Origin of the sequence: Caldisericum insulae (assembly GCF_047785965.1) — a bacterium.
Taxonomy (GTDB): Bacteria; Caldisericota; Caldisericia; order Caldisericales; family Caldisericaceae; genus Caldisericum; species Caldisericum exile_A.
This window is the reverse complement of the sequence record NZ_JBLOBF010000020.1, coordinates 1-8,401: the sequence shown is the minus strand read 5'-3', so window position 1 is coordinate 8,401 and position 8,401 is coordinate 1. Positions and strand designations below refer to the sequence as shown.

9 protein-coding genes are annotated in these 8,401 nt (G+C 34.9%); 8 read left to right on the top strand and 1 reads right to left on the bottom strand.

What is annotated here, in order from left to right:
* Positions 1-324: 324 nt before the first annotated feature.
* From ACMV0E_RS07920 to ACMV0E_RS07885, 8 genes are all read left to right on the top strand, one after another.
* A complete protein-coding gene (locus ACMV0E_RS07920) occupies positions 325-1,002 on the top strand; it encodes a hypothetical protein (protein WP_416085844.1) in 678 nt (225 codons plus the stop codon).
* Between the two features lie 145 nt (positions 1,003-1,147).
* Positions 1,148-1,681 (top strand): RNA polymerase sigma factor, encoded by a 534-nt coding sequence (locus tag ACMV0E_RS07915; protein ID WP_416085843.1) that lies wholly within the window; start codon positions 1,148-1,150, stop codon positions 1,679-1,681.
* A 30-nt stretch (positions 1,682-1,711) separates the two neighbouring features.
* Positions 1,712-2,428, top strand: coding sequence for a hypothetical protein (locus ACMV0E_RS07910; RefSeq protein ID WP_416085842.1), 717 nt, complete (start codon positions 1,712-1,714; stop codon positions 2,426-2,428).
* Between the two features lie 606 nt (positions 2,429-3,034).
* Positions 3,035-3,232 carry a hypothetical protein gene (locus tag ACMV0E_RS07905; RefSeq protein WP_416085841.1) on the top strand — a complete coding sequence of 66 codons (198 nt, stop codon included), beginning with the start codon at positions 3,035-3,037 and terminating at the stop codon, positions 3,230-3,232.
* A gap of 3 nt (positions 3,233-3,235) precedes the next feature.
* Positions 3,236-3,700 carry a hypothetical protein gene (locus ACMV0E_RS07900; RefSeq protein ID WP_416085840.1) on the top strand — a complete coding sequence of 155 codons (465 nt, stop codon included), beginning with the start codon at positions 3,236-3,238 and terminating at the stop codon, positions 3,698-3,700.
* 28 nt (positions 3,701-3,728) lie between these two features.
* Positions 3,729-4,262: a hypothetical protein gene (locus tag ACMV0E_RS07895; protein WP_416085839.1), complete on the top strand. Its 534-nt coding sequence runs from the start codon at positions 3,729-3,731 to the stop codon at positions 4,260-4,262.
* A gap of 694 nt (positions 4,263-4,956) precedes the next feature.
* Positions 4,957-6,114: an amidase domain-containing protein gene (locus ACMV0E_RS07890; RefSeq protein ID WP_416085838.1), complete on the top strand. Its 1,158-nt coding sequence runs from the start codon at positions 4,957-4,959 to the stop codon at positions 6,112-6,114.
* A gap of 132 nt (positions 6,115-6,246) precedes the next feature.
* A complete protein-coding gene (locus ACMV0E_RS07885; RefSeq protein WP_416085837.1) occupies positions 6,247-7,659 on the top strand; it encodes a PEGA domain-containing protein in 1,413 nt (470 codons plus the stop codon).
* 185 nt (positions 7,660-7,844) lie between these two features.
* Here the strand turns inward: ACMV0E_RS07885 and ACMV0E_RS07880 are convergent, their stop codons facing one another.
* The gene (locus ACMV0E_RS07880) at positions 7,845-7,949 is read right to left on the bottom strand and encodes a hypothetical protein (protein WP_416085845.1); all 105 of its coding nucleotides are present in this window, start codon (positions 7,947-7,949) and stop codon (positions 7,845-7,847) included.
* Between the last annotated feature and the right edge of the window lie 452 nt (positions 7,950-8,401).

The window sequence follows — 8,401 nt, the reverse complement described above, 5'->3', positions numbered from 1 at the left end:
TAAAAATTCCTCGAAATTTATGGGAACTTTTTTGTGAGTTTGAGAGTCTTATATATGAGAGAAGGATTTTTGCTAAAGTGAAAAATTAATTTTCCTAAATTCTTCTAAAAAGGTATTGACTCGAGAGAGAGTATAAAATATAAATGAAAGGAGGTGGTGCAATATGAGAGAAGTTAGCTAAAAATGATGTTGGCGTGACGGGTTGGTGTTGTAAAAATATGGGAGCAGCGTCAGAAAGTTTGTAGAAACAGAATTTGTTCTAGGTTAGGTTAAAAGTATTCTAAAGTTTTTTAAAAGACAAAAAATTATTAAGGAGGCTTAAAAATGAGGAAATTAGTTTTAGTTGCTTTAGTAATAATCATCGCAGGGTGCGTTGGTCTTGTAAAAACTGCGAATTCTTTTACTGAGAGAAACGTAAAAATTGCGGATGAAAACCTTAAACTGGTTGAAGTGCCAGAGTTTACTTCAGTTGAAGAAGATATTAAGAATTTATCCAACACAGTTATTTACCAATTGATTGATGTAAAAGAATTTGAGGAATTTACTAACTCTCCTGATAGGTTGCCTTATGGTTATGTTGTTGGCGTAGGTATGGATGCAATGAAGAAAGAAGAATCTGAAAGGAAAAGCCCCAATGAACCTTTAACATTTAAATTTGAAAAGGTTTCCTATCCTATTGCAAAACCCGATGTTTGGCATATTGATGTGCCTATAAGTGGAGCAAACCTTCAGCCAGGCTATGGTAACAGGTTTGGTCCGTATTCAGGATACATTTATGTCTCTTTTTCTTTAACCTGGAATCCTTCTAATGAGTCAATTGATGTTGGCATACAGTATGCTGATTCGTCTACAATAACTGCGCATAGGTTAACAGGCGGCTCTGGCTCAACAGGATTTAATGTAGATGCTTCAAAGTCTTTCTATGCATGGGTTATCAATCCAGCGGATAATAGCGCTAATATCTCTTCATATCAAGGCACAATCAGTCTTTGGGCTCAATAAGGTCTGTGCAAAACTTTTTTATTGCTGTCTCCTTTAATCAACGCAGGGTTCCCTTTTGCAGGAGAGCCCTGAAACAATTTTGATTCTGTAAATTATATTTGTTAAATGTATTTTTGTTTTGATTAATAGTATAATAAATTGAAATATGGGCGAAAGAGAACTTGTCAAAAAAGCTCTCACAGACAGAGAGGCTTTTGGAGAAATTGTGGATATTTACTACAAAGAGGTGTTTGGCTACATCTACAGGAGGACATTTGATGTGGAATTGTCAAAAGATCTCACCCAAGAAACTTTTCTAAGAGCACTTGAATATCTCAATTCTTATAAGGAACGAAGCCCTCTTATTTTTTGGATACTTAGGATTGCAACAAATGTTATAAACGATTACTACAGAGAGGAAATCAAAAAGAACAGATTTTTAAATGATTATGGGAAAACGCATGCTGAAAATTCAGATAACAAAAGTTTGGAAGATATAAATTATGAGGTAATCCATGAGTATATTAAGAAGTTATCTCCAGTTGAACAGTCTGTTTTAACACTAATATTTTTTGAGCATAAGAGTTTGAAAGAAGTAGCACTAATCATCGATTATAGGGAGACTTCAGTGAAAAAAGTTTATTACAGGGCTTTGACTAATTTGAAGAAAAAACTCGAAAATGATGGGTATAAATTTTGAAAAACTTAAGTCTTATATATGGTGAGAAATATGAGAAGAAAAAATAATGAGGAAATAGAAAAAATGGAGACAATGCTTAAAAGCGTTAAGCCTCCAGAATTAACTGATGAGGAAATAGAAAGCTATAAAGGGGATTTTAATAAAATATTGCAGGAGGAATTTGTAAAAGTTACCCTTCAAAGAGAAAGAAGGCATCTTTTAAGAGTGAAGCTTGCCTATGGCATTGGAATATTTGTTTTATTGGTTTCTATCCTTTCGTTTGTCTACACCAAACCGTATTTCGTTAAATTAGCCACTGCAAAGATCATAGAGAATAAGCTGCAGTATAAAGTTGCACTTAAAGATGTCATTGTTAAGGATGGAGTAGGGATTGTCATTTACAATGATCAAGAGGTTATAGTAAACGTATCGAGCGGGAGCATCGAATTTTCTCAACCCATTAAATACGAGCCTTCTGATAAGGAAAAGGAAGAGGCAATTGAAATAGTAAGGAACAGCAAAGAAGCAAAATACTTTGTTGCAAAGGAAGGAGAAGCACCACAGGATATTAGTAAAAACGATGTTGTATCTGTCGAAGGTTTAATGTTTCCCAGTTCAGGCAAGAAATTAGTAGAGGTACGCCTTGCATATACTCCTTTAAGCTATCAGGATTTACCACCTCTCCATTCAATTCCAGGTGGTTCACAGCCTCCTTTGACGACTGCGAAATTTACTGTAGACATCGAAAAAGGAAAGATCCAACCATAGGATGCAATAACTTGCGTAGAACAGTATATATTTTGAAGATAATATGATCTTCTTTATAAAATTTCTTCAGTTTAAAGCAAATGATGTAACCGTCAACTTAGATTTAAAGGAAAACAATCTATAAAAAGATATTTTAATTGTTTTCACAATTTGGATTAAAACCCAATCGATTTATCTATCAAAGTTTCCTGAAAAAGCTTTTTTCGAACACAGTATTGATTTAACCTAATTTTTTGATCTTTTGTAACCTGCGCTTTTTCAACAGGTTTATCTTCGGTAACCCACGCTCCTCGTCAGCAGATTTTATAAGAGAAAAAAGTTTTTTAAACATTCTTTCAAAGAATGGGTACAAATTTCCACATTCTCAGGTCTTATATACGAGAAGAAGAAATTCATGAGAAAGGAAGTGGTGCAATATGAGAGTATTGTAGCTAAAAATTAATGCGAATAAGAGGAATCGTCAGTGGAAAATGTAGAAGCAGTCTTAGAAAGTTTGCGGAACCAAAATCTCTTTAAGGCTTAATTTTGCTCTGTAAGGCCTTTAAAAAATTAAAAAAATATTTAAAGAGGTTTAGAATGAGTAGAAATTTAAACAAGGAGATAAAAATGAAGAAGAACTTTTTAAAAATTAGGATTGTATTAATACTTTTTGCATTATTGATTTTTGCTGGATCTATCTCAGTTAGTGCATCTGCAGGTTTTTATTTTAACGGAGGTTACAAATTAGTTTCTAATAAAGGTGCCGCTCTTACTTGTGAAACGCAAAATCCATATATTACTTCCAATGGTTCTTCTTCAGAATAGGCGATGACGTGTAATCCTCCTGACCAAAACTATGCCCAAGTTGGCTGGGCTAAGGATCCAGGCTTTACTGCACCAAAGTATTTTTGGGAATATAATAGTGTTGTTACAAGTAAATTCGGTCAGGAATATCTTGCTACAGCACAGTCTGGAAGCCACAATGATTTTATGGTAGGTAGTGATTCAACGACAATGTACTTTAAGATCAATGGGGATGTTAAGAAAACCCTACCTCTCAGCGATCTTGGCTGGACTCCAGATGCAGTAGAATTCTTTGGAGAAACTCATGATACCGGCGATCAATGTCCTGGTTCAGTTAGTAATCCTGTAACTATGGGCAATGCGCAGTACAAAACAACATCTGGTTCTTGGGTATCCGCTGGTGTTACAGAATATCATAATCTTTCAACAATGGACAATAATATTGACACAGGTGACACGACATGGGAAATCTGGGAGACAAGGTATTAAAACCAAAAAAGAAAGGAGGTGTCTAATTATGCGTAAAGGTATGATTATTCTTTTAATTGTATCTATTATTATCGGAGTATACAGTTTTGTAGTAGTTTCTGCACATACCTCTCATAGTCTACGATCTTCTTACAAAGATAATTCATCTACCTCGAGTAGCCTATTAGGTGAGAAGGATTTATCTAACCTTGGAATTGAATTAAAAGAGGCAAGAACTACTCCTAAATTGGATAAGGATGCTGCTATCAAAAGAGCAAAGCAAATTATAGGAACTGTAAATAGCGAACAGGCATCAAACATTAATGCTATATATGTGTTATTTACGCAACATGCGGGAGGGATTGATTCTCCTCCTATTACGCTCCCCGGATCCAATCTTGAATTACGAGATATTCCGGTTTGGATTGTTACTTTTCAAGGAGTGCATATGCCAACCCATGGAGGAGGGCCGGGATGGTCATCTGCTTCGCTATATGTTCCCGAAATGAACGTTGTTGTAGATGCTAATAATGGAGCCGAACTTGTAATGTTTGCTTTTAAATGTGCTTCTGCTGATCATTAACGGGATAATTAAGTATTTTAAGAGGGTGATTTTCGCCCCTCCTATTTATTTTTGCTGATAATATACTGGAGGCTTTTAGTCTCCAATCTTTCGATTGCAAAAATGATAAAGTCCTATGTTTTTAAAAAAGATTTTATCGAACATAGCATCGCCTTACCTATTTTTATAACCATTATTCAGCAATTTTTGAATTTCTTTTCAAAAAAGTATTACATTTTTTGCAAATCCGGAATCTTTAATCTTCTGAAATCTTCTCAAAAATAGTAAAGGTAAATCCAATGAAAATGATCTCGGATTACAAAGGAGTAAGAGAAAATTAAATCAGTGCTCCTCGTCAGCGGATTCTATAAGAGAAAAAAGTTTCTTAAAAATTCTTTGAAAATTATGGAACTTTTTTGTGAGTTTGAGAGTCTAATATATGAGAAGAAAAATTAAAAAACTCTTGCAAAAAAAAGCAATTAAACTATTGTAACTTGCTGAGAAAGCGAGCGAGTTACAAAGAAGTATAGAAGAGAAACAAATTCAACCCTTTGAAGGGAGGCGATGGATGTTGGAAGAGGGAATAGTTCCAAAAGTTTGAGATAGGAGATGAAAAGACAGAAAAATTATCACGAAAAGGAAGTGAATTTGTAATTTGTGAAAAGGAGTTTTACAGATTGTGAGAATTAAGTAAATCCTAAGAAGGAGGTAATCTATGGTTAGAAATAATAAAGTATTAAGAAATGTTTTTATTTTATTAATTGTTTTTTCATTGATCTTTATGTCTGCTCCATTAGCTTTTGCAAACAACAGCGAAGATGCCTTAATACAGAGTATTGATAGCCTCTTTTACGAACGTGCAGAATGTACTATTGGTCATAATACTAATCTTAATGAATTTTATGTTATAGACTCCAAATTATTACAGTTTGAATTGAATGACAGAGTGCAAAAATTCAGAGCCCTTGAAAAACGATGGGAAACGAAAATAGTCAGCATGAAAAGCACTCCATACATAAAAAATATTAATATAAGCGATAATATTGCAAATGTTTCAGTTTATGAGTGGACATTCTTCGACTGGACTTGGAAAGGAAATACTATTACATCTGGATTTGGCGTTAATCATGATATGACCTGGAGTTCTAAAGGCAGTAAATGGATACTTCTTAAAGATTCGTATGATGAAGGGCCTTTAACAGGGGTAATATCTCCTGATTATAAGCTCTCTACTGAGTCAACATCTACAAAAGTAGTCGTCGAGCAGAGTGCTATAAATACTGCTACAAGCACAGTTAGTTACAATAGAAATGCAGCTGCTTCCTATGCAGACAGTTATGTTAATCCGTCAGCTCATGGTGGGGCAAACTACCCGGATTATTACAATTTCGCCTACTATAAAACTCAACCTAACGATTGTGCAAATTTTGTCTCGCAGTCAATGCATGCTGGAGGAGCTCCTTATGTAGGTTGGCGTATACACAATAGTTCAAGCTGGTGGTATGATAATAATGGAACATATCCTAATCAAACTAATGACGATGATTGGCCACTTACGTGGATAAATGTAGACTACCAATATCCTTTTATGTTAAATCATTTTGGAACAGAAATTCCAATAAGTGATGTGAACACTGGTGGTCTTCTAAAGGGAGATATTGTGTATTATGATTGGGATGCACAAAATGGTGTAAACCATGTAGCTGTGGTAGCCTATACCTATATTGACTATTTGAGTGGGACATGTGCAGTGCTTGTTGATTGCCACAATTACGATTATTATCATGTTAGATGGGATTATGCTGGCTCGCAAAATACATCCACGGGGCCTATATACCATCCAATACATATATACAACCAGTTATCATCTTAGAATTAGCACAATTAGCCCAACACTGTTTATTTTAGCGGTGTTGAACAAAGTAATGATAATAACAAGATTATTTTTGAGCAAAAATAAAGGATATTTTATATACTAATGAATAATATAAGGGGGAGGAATCAAATGAAGCGCTTACATTTACTTATTTTTTTTATTTTGTTTGTTTTGCCGCTTTCATCAGTAGGTTGCAACATACACGATAAGACGAGCATTGAAATAACTTCAAATCCAGAAGGTGCAGATGTATATATCGAAACTATCCAGGATAACAATATTTTTACTTACGGAGTAGTTGGGAAAACACCCATAACAACAGAATTATCAACCAGAAACAAGTATAGAATTACTTTAGAAAAAGACGGGTTTATGCCAAAAACACAAGAGGTTTCTCTGTCCATTTTTAATAAAAAGCTTGAGGTAAACCTGAGGGAATTTCCGTATGTGTGGAAAATTGATACAGGTCAAGTTTTGGATGGTAAAGTTCTTGGAAATAAATTGTTCCTGGTTTCTTCATCAGAGCTGTACAAGATAGATAAGAGTGCAGGGAAAGTTGAGTATAAAGCGGGGTTTGAAAGAATAAATCCAACCGAACCCTCAGAACCTTTCGGTGGAACGCATGTCACAATAGAAAACGGAAAAGTTTTTATATGGAACGTTGCTCCGTCAAAGGCTTTGATTATTGATGCAGAAACCGGTAAAGCGATTGGTTATTTTATCTGTGCGCCTGGAGAACGTATATGGAATCTAACAAAGAGTGAAACAAGTGCTGATAAAACAGATATTGAACTTAAATTTACAAAACCACAAATTTATTGGAAAAGAGAAATTGATAATGAATATCTCTCGTTTATTCAGTGGAAAGATAATATGCTTTTATTTGGAGGTATTGAACCTAAAGAAAAGTACTTCCAAATTTTTGCAATTGATGCAAATACTGGCGCTACAATGAAGGTTTTTTCTTACCCTTCTCTCAAGGGAGTAGATGCATCTAAGATTACAGGGTTTCTCTATCCTAGGTTTGAATTTGATCCATCAAATGAAAGGATTTATCTTTTTCCTGAGGAATATAGCAATATAAAAATTGTGGGCATTAATCTGAATACGTTTAAGATTGATTTTACTAAATCACTTAATGCTGGTTATCATTTCAATTACCTAACCGAAAACTTTGTCTACGCTTTATCTGACGATTATTCTGAATTAGTCGCAATCAATAAAGATACAGGAGAGGAAATAAAACTCAAATTACAACCCAATACAGACATATATGGAATAATTGAACTTAAAGGCAAGGGAAAGTTTATAGGATTGGCAAATGAGAAGAGGAGAGACGCAAAAGATACTTTATTAACTTTAACCTTTTCTTACCTCATAGAGATAAATTCAGGGAAAAGTATTGTTAGGTTTCCAAATGGCTCTAAAATGATTACATCTGATGACTCAAAAGTGTTTCTGTATACCCCACCAAACCAAGAAACTCCAGGCTCAGTTATTGCAATAGATAAAAATGATTTATTGACATCGTCTGCTCCTTAAGAGAGATACGGAAGCAAAGACAGCTTTAAGTGCGCTCATCCTCTAATAGTTAACCGTCACCTATTTCGTGTTCCGTAGGCAGTTTCTTGTAGTTATTTGAGTGTCGCCTTAATGTAAAAAATCCCTTACCATTGAGGCAGGGAAATATGATAAGAGTGAATAAAAAACTTTCAGGCATTTTCTACTCAGTTTTGCAATGCTTTAAAAACCCTATATGCAATGAGCATCGCTTCTTCCCTTGTGATATATTCTTTCGGTCTTAAGTTTCCGTAGCCGTCGCCTTTGGATATGCCGAGGGCGGGGATGGTAAAGAAAGAGTCACTTACTGGCAGGCGTCAGAATATACTCTTTAAAGAGACAGATACGCAGAGCGCCTCGCGATGTTATTCCCCACCCACCCTTATTAAAGTTACTGGCGGGGTAGTGCACAGAGTGGTTGCTGTAAAGAGTTAAAGAGCCGCAGCTACCATATGCACAAAGACCGCCCCGCAAAGAAGGGTTTGTGCCCTGAGAGAAAAAAGTTCTAGGATAGGAAAACCCATTGCTAAAAGCACGCGAAAGGAAGGGATAAAAATAAAGTCTAGAAATTCTCTCAAATTTATGGAACTTTTTTTGGAGTTTGGGAGTCTATATATATGAAGAAAAGAATTTTTTGATTAAAGTGAAAAATTCTTACTAAAAGGTATTGACAAGAGAGAGAGAGATGATAAAATATAGTAAAAAGAGATATTGGAAGTTTGAA